Source organism: Afipia massiliensis, from assembly GCF_014203115.1.
Classification (GTDB): Bacteria; Pseudomonadota; Alphaproteobacteria; order Rhizobiales; family Xanthobacteraceae; genus Afipia; species Afipia massiliensis.
On the sequence record NZ_JACHIJ010000006.1, the window covers coordinates 283118 to 299021 of the forward strand.

20 protein-coding genes are annotated in these 15904 nt (G+C 60.6%); 11 read left to right on the plus strand and 9 right to left on the minus strand.

Annotated elements, in window-relative coordinates; genetic code table 11:
* Positions 1–9: 9 nt before the first annotated feature.
* Positions 10–1893 (plus strand): flagellar hook-associated protein FlgK, encoded by a 1884-nt coding sequence (gene flgK / locus HNQ36_RS20895; protein WP_184088310.1) that lies wholly within the window; start codon positions 10–12, stop codon positions 1891–1893.
* A gap of 7 nt (positions 1894–1900) precedes the next feature.
* Positions 1901–3412 (plus strand): flagellin, encoded by a 1512-nt coding sequence (locus HNQ36_RS20900; protein WP_184088311.1) that lies wholly within the window; start codon positions 1901–1903, stop codon positions 3410–3412.
* A gap of 127 nt (positions 3413–3539) precedes the next feature.
* Here the strand turns inward: HNQ36_RS20900 and flbT (HNQ36_RS20905) are convergent, their stop codons facing one another.
* Positions 3540–3977, minus strand: coding sequence for a flagellar biosynthesis repressor FlbT (gene flbT / locus HNQ36_RS20905; protein ID WP_184088312.1), 438 nt, complete (start codon positions 3975–3977; stop codon positions 3540–3542).
* Between the two features lie 297 nt (positions 3978–4274).
* On the opposite strand from flbT (HNQ36_RS20905), the gene HNQ36_RS20910 reads away from it, so the two are divergent.
* From HNQ36_RS20910 to HNQ36_RS20930, 5 genes are all read left to right on the plus strand, one after another.
* Entirely contained in the window at positions 4275–5837 is a 1563-nt protein-coding gene (locus tag HNQ36_RS20910; RefSeq protein ID WP_184088313.1) for a flagellin N-terminal helical domain-containing protein, read from the plus strand.
* A 243-nt stretch (positions 5838–6080) separates the two neighbouring features.
* Positions 6081–7649, plus strand: a complete 1569-nt coding sequence (locus tag HNQ36_RS20915) for a flagellin N-terminal helical domain-containing protein (RefSeq protein WP_184088314.1) — start codon at positions 6081–6083, stop codon at positions 7647–7649.
* A 139-nt stretch (positions 7650–7788) separates the two neighbouring features.
* Positions 7789–8169 (plus strand): flagellar biosynthesis repressor FlbT, encoded by a 381-nt coding sequence (gene flbT / locus HNQ36_RS20920; RefSeq protein ID WP_046827066.1) that lies wholly within the window; start codon positions 7789–7791, stop codon positions 8167–8169.
* Between the two features lie 3 nt (positions 8170–8172).
* Entirely contained in the window at positions 8173–8532 is a 360-nt protein-coding gene (gene flaF / locus HNQ36_RS20925; protein WP_184088315.1) for a flagellar biosynthesis regulator FlaF, read from the plus strand.
* A 15-nt stretch (positions 8533–8547) separates the two neighbouring features.
* Positions 8548–8907, plus strand: coding sequence for a hypothetical protein (locus tag HNQ36_RS20930; RefSeq protein ID WP_184088316.1), 360 nt, complete (start codon positions 8548–8550; stop codon positions 8905–8907).
* 29 nt (positions 8908–8936) lie between these two features.
* Here the strand turns inward: HNQ36_RS20930 and HNQ36_RS20935 are convergent, their stop codons facing one another.
* The 4 genes from HNQ36_RS20935 to HNQ36_RS20950 all read right to left on the minus strand — a co-directional run bounded on the left by HNQ36_RS20935 (position 8937) and on the right by HNQ36_RS20950 (position 11473).
* Positions 8937–9299, minus strand: coding sequence for a hypothetical protein (locus HNQ36_RS20935; RefSeq protein WP_184088317.1), 363 nt, complete (start codon positions 9297–9299; stop codon positions 8937–8939).
* Between the two features lie 200 nt (positions 9300–9499).
* Positions 9500–9991, minus strand: a complete 492-nt coding sequence (locus HNQ36_RS20940) for a hypothetical protein (protein ID WP_184088319.1) — start codon at positions 9989–9991, stop codon at positions 9500–9502.
* A gap of 19 nt (positions 9992–10010) precedes the next feature.
* Complete coding sequence (flgJ, locus tag HNQ36_RS20945; protein ID WP_046827062.1) at positions 10011–10352, minus strand: flagellar assembly peptidoglycan hydrolase FlgJ; 342 nt, start codon at positions 10350–10352, stop codon at positions 10011–10013.
* Positions 10352–11473, minus strand: a complete 1122-nt coding sequence (locus tag HNQ36_RS20950; protein WP_184088321.1) for a flagellar basal body P-ring protein FlgI — start codon at positions 11471–11473, stop codon at positions 10352–10354. Before HNQ36_RS20950 ends, flgJ begins: the two co-directional genes overlap by 1 nt.
* A gap of 290 nt (positions 11474–11763) precedes the next feature.
* Here HNQ36_RS20950 and HNQ36_RS20955 point away from each other — a divergent pair, with 290 nt between their 5' ends.
* Positions 11764–12183: a flagellar assembly protein FliX gene (locus HNQ36_RS20955; RefSeq protein WP_046827060.1), complete on the plus strand. Its 420-nt coding sequence runs from the start codon at positions 11764–11766 to the stop codon at positions 12181–12183.
* A gap of 219 nt (positions 12184–12402) precedes the next feature.
* Positions 12403–12768: an RNA polymerase-binding protein DksA gene (gene dksA, locus HNQ36_RS20960; protein WP_170978692.1), complete on the plus strand. Its 366-nt coding sequence runs from the start codon at positions 12403–12405 to the stop codon at positions 12766–12768.
* Positions 12769–12800: 32 nt separating this feature from the next.
* Here dksA and HNQ36_RS20965 read toward each other — a convergent pair whose 3' ends face one another.
* A complete protein-coding gene (locus tag HNQ36_RS20965; protein ID WP_184088423.1) occupies positions 12801–12950 on the minus strand; it encodes a hypothetical protein in 150 nt (49 codons plus the stop codon).
* Between HNQ36_RS20965 and HNQ36_RS20970 the strand changes: the two genes are divergently transcribed.
* Positions 12949–13101: a DUF3551 domain-containing protein gene (locus HNQ36_RS20970; RefSeq protein WP_246395481.1), complete on the plus strand. Its 153-nt coding sequence runs from the start codon at positions 12949–12951 to the stop codon at positions 13099–13101. The genes HNQ36_RS20965 and HNQ36_RS20970 overlap by 2 nt on opposite strands.
* A gap of 60 nt (positions 13102–13161) precedes the next feature.
* On the opposite strand, the gene HNQ36_RS20975 is transcribed toward HNQ36_RS20970, so the two are convergent.
* A complete protein-coding gene (locus tag HNQ36_RS20975; RefSeq protein WP_184088323.1) occupies positions 13162–13392 on the minus strand; it encodes a DUF3606 domain-containing protein in 231 nt (76 codons plus the stop codon).
* Between the two features lie 85 nt (positions 13393–13477).
* Here HNQ36_RS20975 and HNQ36_RS26610 point away from each other — a divergent pair, with 85 nt between their 5' ends.
* Positions 13478–13747 (plus strand): hypothetical protein, encoded by a 270-nt coding sequence (locus HNQ36_RS26610; RefSeq protein WP_184088325.1) that lies wholly within the window; start codon positions 13478–13480, stop codon positions 13745–13747.
* A gap of 140 nt (positions 13748–13887) precedes the next feature.
* Here the strand turns inward: HNQ36_RS26610 and HNQ36_RS20985 are convergent, their stop codons facing one another.
* Together HNQ36_RS20985 and HNQ36_RS20990 are read right to left on the minus strand one after the other, a co-directional pair.
* Complete coding sequence (locus tag HNQ36_RS20985) at positions 13888–15036, minus strand: GGDEF domain-containing protein (protein WP_184088327.1); 1149 nt, start codon at positions 15034–15036, stop codon at positions 13888–13890.
* 221 nt (positions 15037–15257) lie between these two features.
* Positions 15258–15551 (minus strand): antibiotic biosynthesis monooxygenase, encoded by a 294-nt coding sequence (locus HNQ36_RS20990; RefSeq protein WP_184088329.1) that lies wholly within the window; start codon positions 15549–15551, stop codon positions 15258–15260.
* Between the last annotated feature and the right edge of the window lie 353 nt (positions 15552–15904).

Below are 15904 nucleotides of genomic sequence, written 5' to 3' on the forward strand. Positions count from 1 at the left end.
CAGTATGTTATGGGTCTGAGCCAAGCTCTATCAACCGCGATGTCCGGCCTGCGGGCGAACCAGGCAGCAATGTCGCTGGTTTCGTCCAACGTCGCGAACGCCGAAACACCGGGTTACGTCCGCAAGACGACCAACCAGGTGCAGATGTCGACCGGCACCGGCGTCCAGACCATCGGCGTCAACCGGACACTCAACGAATATATCCAGGCCCAGCTGCGGACCGAAACGTCGGGCGCGTATTATGCGAGCACGCGCGCGAGCTTCCTGAATAATCTGCAAAGCATTTACGGCGATCCGGACTCCGCGTCGACGCTGGAAGGGAGCTTCAATGCATTGACCTCGGCGCTTCAGGCACTCTCGACCAGCCCCGATTCCCAATCGGCGCGGATCGGCGTGATGAACGCCGCGCAGTCGATGGCGCAGCAGTTGAATGCAACGTCGCAGGGTATCCAGGGATTGCGCAATAGCGCCGAGCTGGGGCTGACCAATGCCGTGTCGGTGGCCAATAACGCATTGAGCCAGATCGCCAGCATCAACAGACAGCTGCAGGGCAACCTCGGGCAGGATGCGTCGACCGCCGCGATGCTCGACCAGCGCGATCAGTACATCACGCAGCTATCGCAACTGATGGATGTGCGTGTCGTGCCGGGGAACGGCGATCAGGTTTCCGTCTACACGATGTCGGGCGTACAGCTCGTCGGCGGCTCAGACGCGGCGCAACTGTTGTTCAATGCACAAGGCACAGTGACGCCGAATACGCAATGGAATGCCGATCCGACCAAGAGCTCGCTCGGTTCGATTTCCATCAGCTATGCGAACGGCGGAAGCATCGATCTGATCTCGAGCGGTTCGATTCGCTCGGGGGCGATCGCAGCCTATCTCGAACTGCGCGACAAGTCGCTGGTGCAGGCGCAGGCCCAGGTCGATCAGCTCGCCGCGGCGATGGCCAGCGCGCTGTCCGACAGGACGACAAGCGGTACGGCGTATCCGCCGGCGTCACCCGCTCCACCGCCCGGCACACCGGCCGGCTTCGATCTCGACCTGTCAGGCCTTCAGTCCGGCAACGTCGTGAATCTGACCTATACAGATACGATCACCAACACCCAGCACAGCATTTCAATTATCCGCGTGGATGATCCGAGCGTGCTGCCGCTGAAGGACAATGCAACGATCAACCCGAACGACAAGGTGATCGGCGTCGATTTTTCCGGAGGCATGGCGTCGGTCCTGACGCAGCTCAACGCGGCGCTCGGAAGCACGGGCGTTCAATTTTCGAATCCGTCGGGATCGACGCTGCGCGTGCTCGACGACGGCGCGGGCGGCATGGCCGACATCAATGCGGCGTCGGTGACGACGACGGCGACCTCGCTGAATGGCGGCGGACCGGAACTGCCGTTGTTCACCGATGGCGGACATATCTATTCCGGTGCAATCACCGCGTCGGGTTCGCAGCAGACGGGTCTTGCCGGACGCATCACCGTCAATTCAGGATTGCTGGCCGATCCATCACGCCTGGTCGTCTACGGCCCGGCAACATCTGCCGGCGACACCACGCGTTCGAATTACATTCTGTCGCAACTGACATCGGGCAGCTTCAATTATTCGGCGTCGACCGGCATCGGATCGAACGCGTCGCCTTACAAGGGCACGCTTCTCGGCTTCACGCAGCAGTTCACGAGCTTGCAGGGGAATGCTGCGGCGTCGGCACAACTGCTCTCCGACGGTCAGGACGTCGTGCTGAACACGCTGCAAAAGAAAATGGATTCAGTGTCCGGTGTCGATATCGACGAGGAAATGGCCAACCTGCTGTCGTTGCAAAATGCCTACTCAGCAAATGCGCGGGTGATGTCCACCGTCAATTCGATGTTCCAGTCATTGATGCAGATACTGTGAGGGTCTCATGACTATCGAAGGCGTTAGCGGCCGGACATCTTATCTCGGCTCGTCGATCATCAACCTCAAGAGTCAGCTCGATACCCTGACGCAGCAGCTTGCGACCGGAAAGAAGTCGATCACCTATTCGGGTCTTGGCGTCGACGCGGGTGTGGCGACGGGTTTGCGCGCGCAGCTCGCCGGCATTGCCAGCAACAGTAACACCGGGACGTTGCTCAACACGCGCATCAATATCGCGAACCTGTCGCTGCAAGGCATTAGCAGCGCGAGCAGCCAGGTCAAGGCCGCCGCGGCCGGCGCCACACTGACGCTTGACAACGCCGGCAGAACCGCCGGTCAGAAAACGGCTATGGCGTCGTTCACGCAGGTGATCGCGCTGCTCAACACCGAAGTCGGCGGCCGCTATCTTTTCTCCGGCCGCGCCACCGACACGCCGGCAACGCAGCCCGCCGATGTCATCCTCAAGGGCAGCGGGACGCAGGCCGGATTGAATCAGCTGATCGACGAGCGCGGTCAGGCCGATGGCACCACGGGATTGGGCCGCCTCGTGATTACGTCGCCGTCGCCGACATCGGTGACAATCGGCGAAGACGTTGCGGGATCTCCGTTCGGCTTCAAGCTGAGCGCCATCACGTCGACGTTGACCGGCGGGACCGTCACCGGCCCTGCACCTCCGGCGGCGCCTCCCGGCGCGCCCTCGGAAATGTCCGTTGATCTCGGCGCGACCAATCCGGCCGATGGCGAGAAGGTCAGGTTTACGTTCGCTCTTCCCGACGGAACGTCGGAGACGGTCGAACTCACGGCCTCGACGGCGACCCCGACTCCTGCGGGCAGCTTTGCTATCGGCGCCAATTCGACGGCGACCGCGGCCAACCTCAATGCGGCACTCAACACGGCAGTCGGCACGCTGGCAAATACGTCACTGGTGGCCGCGTCGGCGATCACGGCATCGGACAATTTCTTCAGCTCGTCGCCGCCGTTGCGTGTCGGCGGTCCTCCGTTCAATACCGCGACGGCGCTCATGAACGGCACGCCGGCCAACACCGTTTCCTGGTACATCGGGGAAAGTGGCACCGATCCAGCACGCGGAACGGCGGTGGCGGGTGTCGATCAGTCGATCAGCGTGCAGTATGGCGCGCGCGCCAATGAACATGCGTTTGTCGCGGCGCTAAAGAATATCGCGGTCTATGCCGCGGTGACGACGAATGCGAGCAACCCGAACGCGAACGGACAATTGACTGCGCTGAACTCGCGCATCGTCGATAACCTTGCCGTGCATCCGGGAACACAGTCGATTCAGGATGTTCAGGCGGATTTCGCCGGTGCGCAGGCGGCAATCAAGGCGGCCAAGGATCGGCAGACCCAGACCGGCGCAGTCGCGCAGTCGATGCTGGATTCGATCCAGGGCATCAACGACAACGAAGTTGCCGCCAAAATTCTTGCCTTTCAGACCGCCCTGCAGGCGTCGTATCAGACGACCGCTTCGCTCTATCAAATGAGCCTGGTGAAGTTCCTGTAAGACCGGCGGGTATCTTCACGCCGCCGGGGCAATCGTCTCGCCATTATCCCCGAGAACGAAAACCAGTCCCGACAACGAAAAAGGCCTCCTTCTGGAGGCCTGTTCGCATGTGGGTCTGCGTGTGGTGTTAAGCGGCGGCGCTGCTGAGGCCGGCTTCGGTCGTTCCCGCACCCTGGCCGCGGGCCAGATCGAGGAGCCGCTTCTCGTAAGCGATCAGCTTCTTCGATTCCTTCAAGGCTCTATAGTAGTCGCCGCTTAAGATGCAGTTATTGATTTCCTCGACCATGCCGGCGGCGCTCGGCACGGCGCTCAGGAAATCGCGCATCACGTCGAAATACACCGCGTGGTGTTCCTGCGGATCGTGCGAGATGTACATGAGCTGGACCGCCAGATAGATCAGCTTGGCCGGTGTGTCGGCGGTGTCCGGTGTCAGGATATCTTTCTCTCGCAAGACGGGCAGCCTCTCTCCTTCGATCAGGAATTTTGCACGCTGATCGGTATTTGTGATGACGCACGAGCCGACAATGATCTTCTCGTGCGGCTTGAGTTCGACCTTCAAAGCCATGGCGGTTCTCCCGTGCGCGCCGGTTTCAACTGGGTCCGGCAAGTGCGGCGATCCTTTCGCGTTATGGTTAACGCGAGGTAAACGCCGAGCCGACCAGACGGAGATGGGTTTAAAAAATACCCTTGTCGGATCAAGGTATTTGCGAATTACCGCGGTGCCCGCACCGCGGTCTAATGCCGACACTTGGACCGGACCGGTTCATATCTTTTTAGACTGTTGCTCCCAATGTGCACCGGTCCGCTGATCGAAATCGGCGACACGCTTGTACACGTTGCGTAACACCAGAAAGGTAGTTCCATGTCCGGTATCGTTCTCTCGTCCTCGGTTCGTCAGAACCTGCTCTCGCTCCAGTCGACCGCCGACCTCCTGTCGACCACCCAGACCCGCCTTGCCACCGGCAAGAAGGTCAACACCGCTCTCGACAATCCGACCAACTTCTTCACTGCCGCCGGCCTCGATGCCCGCGCCAGCGACATCAACAACCTCCTCGACGGCATCGGCAACGGCGTGCAGGTCATTCAGGCCGCCAACACCGGCATCACCTCGCTGCAGAAGCTGGTCGATACCGCGAAGTCGATCGCCAACCAGGCGCTGCAGACCCCCGTCGGTTACACCAAGTCGTCCGTGACGTCGCTTGCGACCACCGGCGCGACCGCTTCCAACCTGCTCGGCAATCCCGATACGGCCGCGACACGGTCTGGCACCGTCGTTGCGACCCTCGCGACCGGTGCGGACCTGAGCGCTGCGGCTGGCGGCGGCTTTGCCAACGGTGATACGCTTATCGTCAACGGAAAGACGATTACGTTCGCCACGGGTGGCGTTGGTGCAGCCGCATCGACGACCGACGCAACAACTGGAAACGTCACCATCAACCTGGCCAATGGTGCCGGTCCGGCCAACACAACGACGGCGACGCTGAAGTCCGCTATCGAAGGCATCGTCGGCGCCGGCAGCACGTTCGCCATCGCTGCGAACGTTGCTACGATTACCGCCGGTAACACGACCGACAGCATCGTCCTTGGCGGCAGCGCGCTGAGCAAGCTCGGCCTCACCGCCGGCACGACGGCGCCGACCTCGACGGTGACGGGCAAGACGCTGACCATCGGTGCAACCGGCGGCGGCACTGCGACCAACATCACCTTTGGTACGGGTGCTGGTCAGGTTTCGACCCTGAACGAACTCAATGCAGCTCTGTCGGCGAACAACCTGCAGGCGTCGATTGACACCACTGGCAAGATCAGCATCACCACCTCCAACGATGCCGCGTCAGCGAATATCGGAACCATCGGCGGCACGGCGGCGGCGTTTGCCGGTGCGACAGCCGCTGCGGCGGTTGCTGATCCGAACTCGCAGGCAACCCGCGCCAGCCTGGTGAACCAGTACAACAACGTCATCGATCAGATCCGCACGACGGCTCAGGATGCGTCCTTCAACGGCGTCAACCTGCTGAACGGCGACCAGCTCAAGCTGGTGTTCAACGAAACCGGCAAGTCGACGCTGAACATCACCGGCGTCAACTTCAACCCGGCGGGCCTCGGTCTTGGTTCGCTGTCCGTTGGCACCGACCTCGTCGACAACGCGGCGACCAACAAGATTCTGGCATCTCTGAACACCGCCAGCACCACGTTGCGTTCGCAGGCGTCGGCTTTGGGTTCGAACCTGTCGATCGTGCAGACCCGTCAGGACTTCTCGAAGAGCCTGATCAACGTGCTGCAGACCGGTTCGTCCAACCTGACGCTGGCCGACACCAACGAGGAAGCGGCGAACAGCCAGGCGCTGTCGACCCGCCAGTCGATCGCCGTGTCCGCGCTGTCGCTGGCCAACCAGTCGCAGCAGAGCGTTCTTCAGCTGCTCCGCTGATCTGGACTATACCGAACAAAAATCAGGCGGCGGGGAAAACCCCGCCGCTTTTTTTGTTGTCCGTTGTGCCGCCGGCCGGGCAGGGCGGTTACATCATTAAGGCTTTGTAAAGGACGATATTTAAGCCGCTGTTAACCATAATTTAAACCGTGCCTCCTAAGAATTGGGGAAAGAAGCCGTTCTCCATGCTGCACCTGCCGATTCGGGTTGTCGGCATTTCGCATACTTAAGGAAGGTACCATCATGTCCGACATCGTGCTCTCGGCGTCAGTTCGCCAGAATTTGCTGTCGCTTCAGGCAACGGCGGATTTGCTGGCAACCACCCAGAACCGGCTTGCAACGGGCAAGAAGGTCAACTCGGCGCTCGACAATCCGACCAACTACTTCACAGCCGCCGGGCTCGATGCTCGCGCCAGTGACATCAACAACCTGCTCGACGGTATCGGCAACGGCGTGCAGGTCCTGCAGGCCGCCAACACCGGCATCACCTCGCTGCAGAAGCTGATCGACAGCGCGAAGTCGATCGCCAATCAGGCACTTCAGACCAATGTCGGCTACGCCAAATCAAGCCTGACGACAGGTCCGAACACCGGGGCGACGGGCGCCAACCTGCTCGGATTGCCGGATACCGCCGCTAGCGTGACTGGCATTGTCGTCGCCGGCGGCTTGACACCTGCCACCACGCTGGCCGCCGCCGGTTTTGCCAACGGCGACTCGTTCACGGTCAATGGCAAGACGATCTCGTTCGTCACCGGTGTGGGCGCCGACCCCGCGTCCACGACCGATCCGGTCACCGGCAACGTTTCGATCAGCCTGTCCAGCGCCACCGGCGGCACCGTGGCGACCATCCTGAGCGCCATCAACAGCATCACGGGCGGCACGTCGAGCATCGCGGGCAATCAGCTGACCGTCAGCAACGCGGTGGCCGACACCGCCAACAGCATCACCTTCGGCGGTACCAGCAGCGTGCTCGCCAAGCTCGGCCTCTCGACCGGCACCACGCCGCCGACCTATACGTTCTCCGGCCAGACACTGACCATTCCATCAACCGCGGGTGGACCGGCCACCAACATCGTCTTTGGTAACGGCGTCGGACAGGTCTCCACCATCAACCAGCTCAATGCCGCGCTGCTGCCGAACAACCTTCAGGCCAGCATCGATTCGACTGGTGCGATCACCATCACCACGTCCAACGATGCCGCATCCTCGACGATCGGCGCACTCGGCGGCACGGCGACGGCAGCGGGCGAGCTGTTTGCGGGCGTGATCGTGTCAGCCCCGGTTGCCGAAGCCAACTCGCAGGCCACGCGCGCGAGCCTGGTGTCGCAGTACAACAACATTATCAACCAGATCAAAACGACATCGCAGGATGCGTCGTTCAACGGTGTGAACCTCCTGAACGGCGACCAGCTCAAGCTGGTGTTCAACGAAACCGGCAAGTCCACGCTGAACATCACCGGCGTCAATCTTGATCCCGCAGGCCTTGGTCTTGGCGCGTTGGCCTCCGGCACCGACTTCATCGACAACGTCGCGACCAACAAGGTGCTCGACGCGCTCAACTACGCGAGCAGCTTCCTGCGCTCGCAGGCGTCAACGCTGGGTTCGAACCTGTCGATCGTGCAGATCCGCCAGGACTTCTCGAAGAACCTGATCAACGTGCTGCAGACCGGATCGACGAACCTGACCATCGCCGACTCCAACGAGGAAGCAGCCAACAGTCAGGCGCTGTCGACGCGCCAGTCGATCGCGGTGTCCGCGCTGGCGCTGGCCAACCAGTCGCAGCAGAGCGTGCTTCAGCTTCTCAGAACTTAAGAGAAGGCTAAGGATTAGAACAGGAAAGCGGCGAGGGGCACTTCGCCGCTTCTTTTGCGCCGTAAACTGCCGTTACTGCTCTTGAGCTGAACTGGCAAGCGTCAGCCTGACAGGAGCCACAGAGCAAGGGAGACAGAACGTGCCTCTCAGAGTCGAGCTCAAGCCGTTCGAGCGAATCGTGATCGGCCAGAGCGTCATCACCAATTCCGAGCACCGCGCGACATTCCTGATCGACGGCGATACGCCGATCCTGCGCGAGAAGGACATTCTGACGGCCGAGACCGCGAACACGCCGGTCAAGCGAATCTATCTCTGCGTTCAGCAGATGTATCTCGAAGATGACATTCCGAAATATCAGGAACTCTATCTTGGCTTCGTGCGGGACATGCTCGAGGCGGTACCAAGTTCCCGCGAACACATTGAAGCCGCAAGTAATCATATTTTAAACGGTGATCTTTACAAAGCTCTAAGAGAAATCAGGAAACTGATGAAGCGCGAAGAAGAACTCCTCTCGAGGTAATACATGTCTCACGCTGCCTATGCTCGGACCGCTCAAACCACGGCATCTCCACGGGAGATCGAGGCGCAGGCTCTGCTGAAGGCAGCGAACAAGTTACAGGACATCGTGAACAATCTCGGCCGCACCGACGACGAGTTCGCCGCGGCGCTGCTGTTCAATCGCAAGCTTTGGGCAATCCTGCTGAGCGCCGTCACCAGCGACGACAATCAGCAGACCATCGAGGTTCGTCAGAACATTGCCAACATCGGTACCTTCGTCCTGACGCAAACCGCGGAACTGCAGCTCAATCCGCAGCGCGAGAAACTCCAGCCGCTGATCGATATCAACTGCAACCTGGCGGCTGGATTATCCGGCCGGGCATAACGAGCGGATTGCGCTGTGGCTGACCTCCTTGGCATCATATCGGCGAACTACGTGGCGGTTGGCGCGAACGTCAACTACTCGAAAGGCCCTTATGTGCCTGTCGATGCCGCAAGCTACGAAGGCAACTGGACTGGCAAGTACGCCAACAACGAGTCCTTCAGCATCCAGGTGTCCGACGTCATCGGATTCCGCGCCAAGGTCAGATACCAGAGCGGCGCCACGACGAAGTATCAGGAGGTTCTGATCCGCGACAACTCCTTCCGGATCGGGGACTCGAAGTTCATGCTGACGAAGCAGGGCACGGCGCAGATCAAGACGGTGATGACCAACAACGGCACCCAGTCACTCGAGACGGCCTACGCCAAGCAGAGCTGATCCTTACGGTCGCGGCCTCGGACAGAATCTCAAACTCTCAGATCGGTATTCCGGCGCATGTTGTCCTCGCGGGCGATGTCCATCGCTCGCAGATAGGCGCGTGCGCGCAGCCGCGCTTCGTCCGGATACTGGCGGACCACCAGGCTGGTCGCGCTGTCGACGGTTCGATAGACGATTTCAGCCGCGGCGCGATCGATCACCACCTGCTTTGAGAGCCGATCGGTCTCGGCCTGGGGATTGTTGCGCACGTGCAGGGGCGCGTCCGGCGCTGTGACGGCCTTGTCAGGCGGAAGCTGCGTCGGGACAGCCGTCTTCGCTGCGTTGAACGCAGGATCGACGTATGTTGCGATAACCGATGCCCCCACCGGTTTGATGTTGAAGTCCGTACTCATGGCAGCCTCTGGCTTTCCCTTGAGTCAAACCCCAACCCTCCGGTTCCGAACATGACGGAACTCTCTGAAGCCAATCCTTATGTTGCTGCGGTGATTTAAATCAAAACGTCTGCGTTTCGCGCTGCCATATGCGCAATGCAAACACGACGCGGCCCATGGCGGTGCGATGAGCTGCGTCGCGGTCGATCAGGAGAAGGAGCTTACAGCGAACGGCTGACGGTCAGCGGGGTGACGTGACGCGGTCCCGGCATCGCGCGTTGTCCAGCGGCTGTATAACCGTTCGGAAGACTTTTCCGCTGCATTTCGCCGTTGACGCCGCGGATGATTCCCTCGGAGACGGCGTGCGCCGTCGCGAGCACCGTGAGATTGACCTGAAGCATGGCACGGAAGGTGTCGTGATGACGGTGCAGCGCGGTCAGCAGTTCAAGCGTGGACTGCTTGAGGTAATCGCGGCTGTGCGTCAGTTTCGAGATCGCATCGACATACTGCCGCGACATCTCGCCTTTCTCGGCATCGAGCGCCATTGCTTCGCGGACATTGCCGGCGCGGACCAGCTCGGTCTCGCGTTCCACGATCCCGAGCAGCGTGCTCATGATCTTCATCAGCCCTTCGGCGAGCTGGCGGGCTTCGACCGGTGTCGATGCCGGGTCGAGAGATGCGGGCGCTCTGGAGTTTTGCTGTTGAGGGGTCATGAGGTGTCCCTTCCGGCGCTTACGCCGCGCGATTGGCCTGTTGAAGGATGAGGGTGCGGTAAACGTCGCTGGAGATTCCAACGCCGCCGGACTGCGCGAACGACTTCGAATACTGCTCGGTCATCATCGAGCGCCAGATGCCGGTGCCCGGCGTGTTGCCGTAGGGACCGTCGCCTTTGATGCCGCTCATCATCTGCGTAAACATCGAGTTGAGGAACACCGCCTCGAAATCCTGCGCCTGGCCTTTAGCTTTGGCCTGCGCCTGCGGCGAGACTTTCGTCAGCGCGTCCTGCAGCAGAAGATCGGGACGTCCACCGGTGAAGGTCGTCGGAGCCCGTGTCGTGGTCGGGGTGATGCTCATCACATCACCTCGATGTCGGCCTGGATCGCGCCGGACGCCTTGATGGCCTGCAGGATGCCGATCAGGTCGCGCGGACCGATGCCGAGTCCGTTGAGACCATCGACGAGTTGCTGCAGCGAGACGCCATCCTTGACGACAGCGAGTTTCCTGCCGTCTTCCTGCACGCCGACGCGTGTGTTCGGTGTGACCACAGTGCGGCCCCGCGAAAACGGCGCGGGCTGGCTGACCTGTGGGCTTTCCGAAATCGTGACCGTGAGGTTGCCTTGCGCCACCGCGACGGTGGCGACGCGCACGTCGCGGCCCATCACGATGATGCCGGAGCGTTCGTCGATGATGATCTTGGCGCCGAGATCCGGCTCGACCTGCAACTGCTCGATCTCGGTCAGCAGCGCGACTACGTTGCCCTTGAACTCGGCCGGAATGCTGAGCTGCACGGTGGAGGGATCGACCGGCTCGGCGGTCTTGGTGCCGAGGTAGTCGTTGACGGCGGCGGCGATGCGCTTGGCGGTGGTGAAGTCGCCGTTGCGCAGGGCAAGGCGGACATTCGGCAGGCGGTTCAGCGCGAACTCGATTTCGCGTTCGATGATCGCGCCGTTGGCGATGCGGCCGACGGTCGGGACGCCCTTGGTGACGCTGGCGGCGGCGCCTTCGGCCGAAAAACCGCCGATTGCCAGCGAGCCCTGCGCGACCGAATAGACGTTGCCGTCCGCGCCGAGCAGGGGCGTGACGAGGAGGGTGCCGCCCTGAAGACTCTTGGCGTCGCCAAGCGCCGACACGGTAACGTCCATGCGGGTGCCCTGGGTGCCGAACGGGGGAAGGTTGCCTGTCACCATGACGGCGGCGACGTTGCCGGTGCGGATGGTGGAGCCGCGGATGTTGACGCCCATGCGCTCGAGCATCGCTTGCAGCGACTGCTTGGTGAAGGGGATGTTGTTGAGGGTATCGCCGGTGCCGTTGAGGCCGACCACGAGACCGTAGCCGATCAACTGGTTCTGGCGCACGCCTTCGATGTTCGCGAGATCCTTGATCCGCGACGTCGCATGAGCCGGCGCACCCGAGGCGCCGATAACGGCGGTCAGCAGGGCGATGGCCATGCAGGCTGCCTGAGAAATCCGAAACATCCTCTGCTCCCCGCTGAGGTCTTTGCGGACTGTTCCGTGCTCCCCACGGGACTGGTCCATCATTAACTATGCGAGGGCCGTGCCAGAGCGGGAAAGAAGGCAAGCATCTGTATTTATTATGAAATTTTATGGAGAGGGAGGCTGGGGCAGTTCCGCCCGCGCGCCGAACTTGCCGTATCCGGCATAAATTGCCGGGCTGTTTACCTCTCATTAACCATAAACCGCCACTTTGGGCCGTGGACCAATCAGGGCGTCACGCCAGCGGTCCCAATCCGTTGCGAGATAGCACGATGCGAATTTATGGACCGAATGGAGCCAATCTGGCGTCGCCGGCGGCAAACGCGCGGCGCTCAAGCTCGACGGCCTTTTCCCTTGGCGATATCGGCACGCCGGCGGAGACCCGCTCTGCTGCAGCGCCGCGCGCCACCAGCGGAATCGATGCGCTGCTGGCGATGCAGGGTGTCGAAGACTCTACGGAACGCCGCCGGCGCTCGGTTGCCCGCGGCCGGACCGCGCTGGATGTGCTCGACGACCTCAAGATCGGGCTGCTGGCCGGGGCGTTCGACTCAACGACAGTCGCCCGCCTGCGCACCGCCGCAGCAGAGCTGAAAACCACCTCCGGCGATCCGGGACTCGACCAGGTACTGTCCGAAATCGAGCTGCGGGTGGAAGTCGAACTTGCCAAGGCGGGTCAGTCCGCCGGCGGCTAACGGCGCCTTTGGCCCGGAAAGGCCGGGCAGGGTTCCCTGTGGAAGGCCCCTGTTACCGGGGATTCCCGGGTTTTCCGGCCCACAGGCGATATTGTCTGTCACAAGCCGCCGCTATATAAGCTGCGGCGCGAACGGGCATATTCCGTCCGCCTTGTACGTCGACATGGACCGCACTTGGAAAAGTTGAAGAACTACAGGCCCTCTGAAAAAGAGCCTTTCATGAACGAGCGTCAGCGGGAGTATTTCCGCCGGAAACTGCTCGACTGGAAGGAGGAGATTCTCCGGGAATCGAAGACCACGCTTCAGCAGCTTCAGGAAGAAAACGTCAATCATCCTGATCTTGCCGACCGCGCTTCATCAGAGACCGATCGCGCCATTGAACTTCGTGCGCGCGACCGTCAACGCAAGCTCATTTCCAAGATCGATGCCGCCCTGCAGCGCATCGAAGAAAATACCTACGGGTATTGCGAAGAAACCGGCGAGCCGATCTCGCTGAAGCGGCTGGAAGCGCGCCCCATCGCGACGCTCTCGGTCGAGGCGCAGGAGCGGCACGAAAAGCGCGAAAAGGTCTATCGCGACGAATAGCGGGCGTCGCCGCTACCTTCGCGACAATTGTATCAAGCCCGGTGGTCCGAAAGACCATCGGGCTTTTTCATGCCGCTCCGGAACATGCGCGCTGGTCGCGAATTAGCGACAACAAAACAGACGGAGGAAATCGTGAGGATGTTTTTGATCGCAGCGGTATCGCTCGCCATAACTTCGCTCATGGCAACAACCGCCGATGCGCGGGGTTACCGGTATTGCCTGAAGAGTTCGCCCGGTCCGGGTGACTGCAAGTACAGCAGCTATCGGCAATGTAAAGCGGCGGCGTCAGGGCTTAACGCGACCTGTGTCCGCAATTACGGCCCGCGACGCTAAGCGCTGTTGAATGATCTGAGGTGGGCCCGAGTTCTTATTGCGCGCTCATGCGGCGCGCATTCAGCTAGGCTGCTTGTTGATGTTCGCCTTGTCCGCGCTTGCCTTGTCGGATTTCGATGCGCCAAGTTCCTTGCGAACTGCGGCGGCGGAGTTGCCGACCTTGTCGATGAGTTTCTGCAACTCTTCCCTCGTGACGCCGAGGTGCTTGGTCCAGTAACGGACCTCATCGTCCGCGTTCATCGCGATATGACAACGATCCTGTTGGCCTTTCACCGCAAGGCGATCCGTCATTCCGGCCTCCCGCGATAACTCTCTTGAAGGTCTGCGATCGGTGAAATGACCCCGTCAGGGGCCACTTCATCCGGTTTGATCAGCGATGGTGATGATGGTGACCGTGGCCGCGCTTGATAACGATCACCTTTTTACCGTGACGATGTCCGTGATGGCGATGCCCGTAATGACGATGCATATGGGCGCGAGCGCCGCGATACTCTCCGTGATGATGAGAATGATGACCGCGATGCACTCCACGTTCGCCGGTCTGGATAACGACGCTCTGTGCGCTGGCCATCGACGGAACCGCAATCGCAAGTGCAGCGGCGGCCGCAATAACAAAACCAAACTTCCTCATGTATCTCTCCTTTGAATAAAGCGAGAGTAGAACAGAAGCGGCAACCAAACGTTCCCTGCGCGGTACAGACATTTTTATGAACCGCTGTTCATGGCCGACGGTTGTTGTTGTTGAATCCAGGCCTCTTCGCCGCTCAGCCAGTGGCATTCGCCCGATTACGCGGCAAGGCTGAAGCTGGAGATTTGAACGCGGTTACGGCCGGAGGCCTTGGCTTCATAAAGCGCGGTATCTGCTCTGCTGAGCAGCGACTGGAGCGTCTCCGGCTCTGGCGAACGAACGGCGATTCCCGCACTGACCGTTGCCCGAACGGGTCCATTCTCCGTTTGAACGATCGTTGCTTCAATTTGCGATCTGATGCGATCTGCAACGGCGGCTGAAGCTTTCGGATTTGAGTCTGGCATGATGATGCAAAACTCTTCACCACCCATACGCGCAGCAAGATCGTTCGCGCGAATATTGGAGTGTATGACATCGGCAAAGGCCATCAGTATCCGGTCGCCGGAATCATGTCCGAAGCGATCATTGATCGTCTTGAAGTAATCCAGATCCATCATCACGACGGCCGTTCCGGGTGGCGTGATCCCCATCCGCCCGTCGAACAATGCGCGCCGGTTGAGAAGGCCGGTCAGCGCGTCTTTCATTGCATCCGACTTGTGGCCGTTTGCGATGCGCATCTGATTGAGCGTGAGAGAGAGGGCGCCCATGCCGCTCAGCCCGGCAATCGCCATGATCGAGTTGATCTCTTCCGCCCAGTTGGCAGGCCGGGAGGTCAGTACGATCTGGCCCTGCTCGGCGAGTGCGTAACCGCATGCGATGAACGACGCCGCTGTGACAACACAAAATAGCGCATTGGCAGCCATCAGGAGCGGCGACTCCGCGCGTGCAAGCCAGTAATGGCGTCCGGTCTGAACGAGAAGAACGCCGATCGCGATGTTGCCGATCATCGTTCCTACGCCGGAATAACCCAGGGCAAAAGCTGTCGATGTCAGAATGAACGAAAGAGCGACGGATATAGTTGTTGAACTCCAACTGGTTTGCCCCGAGCAAAACCGGGCGCAGCCGGCATGGAGCAATCCAAATCCTCCGATCAGGAACAGGAAGGATATCAGCAGGAGTCCTGAATTGTACTGCTCGACGACGGCGCCGAAGAAAACGACGCCGACGACGATGAGCACGAGGCCGCCCGCCCACATCAGCAGATGCCTCTCGGACCGCCCGATCGCCCACATCATGAAGAACGTGAGGCCGAGCGATGCGCAAGAAAAGCCGATGGCAACGAGGACGGAGAGCTGATCGAGAAACATGCTGCGGCCCGTGATGAATCCTGGGTCTTTAGATAGGTCAATGATGGTTACCTAACCAACGACGGTCGCGTCATTCGTGCCGCAGGGTGATCAAATGGTTACTCTGTCAGTTAAAGAATTTCGGGTGCCTGTCGCGTAGGTAAATCTGCACGCTCGATGAGCGCCAGATCGGCATTTCTACAGTATGAAAGACCGCGACCGTCGGCGCGGCGTATCCGCCGCTAGGCCAGCGTATGAACGATGACCGGTCCGGCGACCGCGGAAACGGGTCCGGTGAGCAGCGGCGCGAGATTTTGCTCGATCCACGCAAGCCCGCGCTTGTTCGACTCTTCCGCTCCGGCGAAATTGTTGAAGATGCTGATCGCCGTCACCGTGTCGTCCGGCGCATAGACCACATAGTAGGCCATGAAACCCTCGACATCGCTGATGATCGGGATCGCGCCTTCCTTGATCCGGCGCGCCAGTTCCTCTGCCATGCCCGTTTTTGCCTTTCCCTGACGAATGGCGGCGTACATCACATCCTCCTTCACCGGTCGGCTGCTCGAGGTTGCGGCAACTGCGAGGTGGCGTCACGCCCATTCAGTGGCGGCCGAGCAGCGGGATTGTCCGCGCGCTGAACGGTTCGCAGTTGAGCATGGCGTCAGATTATCACTTCCGCGGTCTGTTGGACACCGACTCAGCCGCGCTGCAGTCGGATGCCCGGCCTTTTGCGGGAAGAAGCCGGCGAGCGGCTATCCTGAATGGGGAGATCAGGAATAATCCCGGTTCATGGCTCCGAAATATCTTCATGGAGAACCTCGGGCCGGGACTGGACGTCTTGCCCTGACTATCGGCAGATATTAGCCTTGCCTCGTTTTTTGATGAAATT

Excerpts from the sequence above, each read along its gene's own strand:
- flgK (WP_184088310.1), top strand. The coding sequence starts at position 10 with ATGGGTCTGAGCCAAGCTCTATCAACCGCGATGTCCGGCCTGCGGGCG.
- HNQ36_RS20900 (WP_184088311.1), top strand. The coding sequence starts at position 1,901 with ATGACTATCGAAGGCGTTAGCGGCCGGACATCTTATCTCGGCTCGTCG.
- flbT (WP_184088312.1), bottom strand. The coding sequence starts at position 3,977 with ATGGCTTTGAAGGTCGAACTCAAGCCGCACGAGAAGATCATTGTCGGC.
- HNQ36_RS20910 (WP_184088313.1), top strand. The coding sequence starts at position 4,275 with ATGTCCGGTATCGTTCTCTCGTCCTCGGTTCGTCAGAACCTGCTCTCG.
- HNQ36_RS20915 (WP_184088314.1), top strand. The coding sequence starts at position 6,081 with ATGTCCGACATCGTGCTCTCGGCGTCAGTTCGCCAGAATTTGCTGTCG.
- flaF (WP_184088315.1), top strand. The coding sequence starts at position 8,173 with ATGTCTCACGCTGCCTATGCTCGGACCGCTCAAACCACGGCATCTCCA.
- HNQ36_RS20935 (WP_184088317.1), bottom strand. The coding sequence starts at position 9,299 with ATGAGTACGGACTTCAACATCAAACCGGTGGGGGCATCGGTTATCGCA.
- HNQ36_RS20940 (WP_184088319.1), bottom strand. The coding sequence starts at position 9,991 with ATGACCCCTCAACAGCAAAACTCCAGAGCGCCCGCATCTCTCGACCCG.
- flgJ (WP_046827062.1), bottom strand. The coding sequence starts at position 10,352 with ATGAGCATCACCCCGACCACGACACGGGCTCCGACGACCTTCACCGGT.
- HNQ36_RS20950 (WP_184088321.1), bottom strand. The coding sequence starts at position 11,473 with ATGTTTCGGATTTCTCAGGCAGCCTGCATGGCCATCGCCCTGCTGACC.
- HNQ36_RS20955 (WP_046827060.1), top strand. The coding sequence starts at position 11,764 with ATGCGAATTTATGGACCGAATGGAGCCAATCTGGCGTCGCCGGCGGCA.
- dksA (WP_170978692.1), top strand. The coding sequence starts at position 12,403 with ATGAACGAGCGTCAGCGGGAGTATTTCCGCCGGAAACTGCTCGACTGG.
- HNQ36_RS20970 (WP_246395481.1), top strand. The coding sequence starts at position 12,949 with ATGGCAACAACCGCCGATGCGCGGGGTTACCGGTATTGCCTGAAGAGT.
- HNQ36_RS20965 (WP_184088423.1), bottom strand. The coding sequence starts at position 12,950 with ATGAGCGAAGTTATGGCGAGCGATACCGCTGCGATCAAAAACATCCTC.
- HNQ36_RS20975 (WP_184088323.1), bottom strand. The coding sequence starts at position 13,392 with ATGACGGATCGCCTTGCGGTGAAAGGCCAACAGGATCGTTGTCATATC.
- HNQ36_RS26610 (WP_184088325.1), top strand. The coding sequence starts at position 13,478 with ATGGTGATGATGGTGACCGTGGCCGCGCTTGATAACGATCACCTTTTT.
- HNQ36_RS20985 (WP_184088327.1), bottom strand. The coding sequence starts at position 15,036 with ATGTTTCTCGATCAGCTCTCCGTCCTCGTTGCCATCGGCTTTTCTTGC.
- HNQ36_RS20990 (WP_184088329.1), bottom strand. The coding sequence starts at position 15,551 with ATGTACGCCGCCATTCGTCAGGGAAAGGCAAAAACGGGCATGGCAGAG.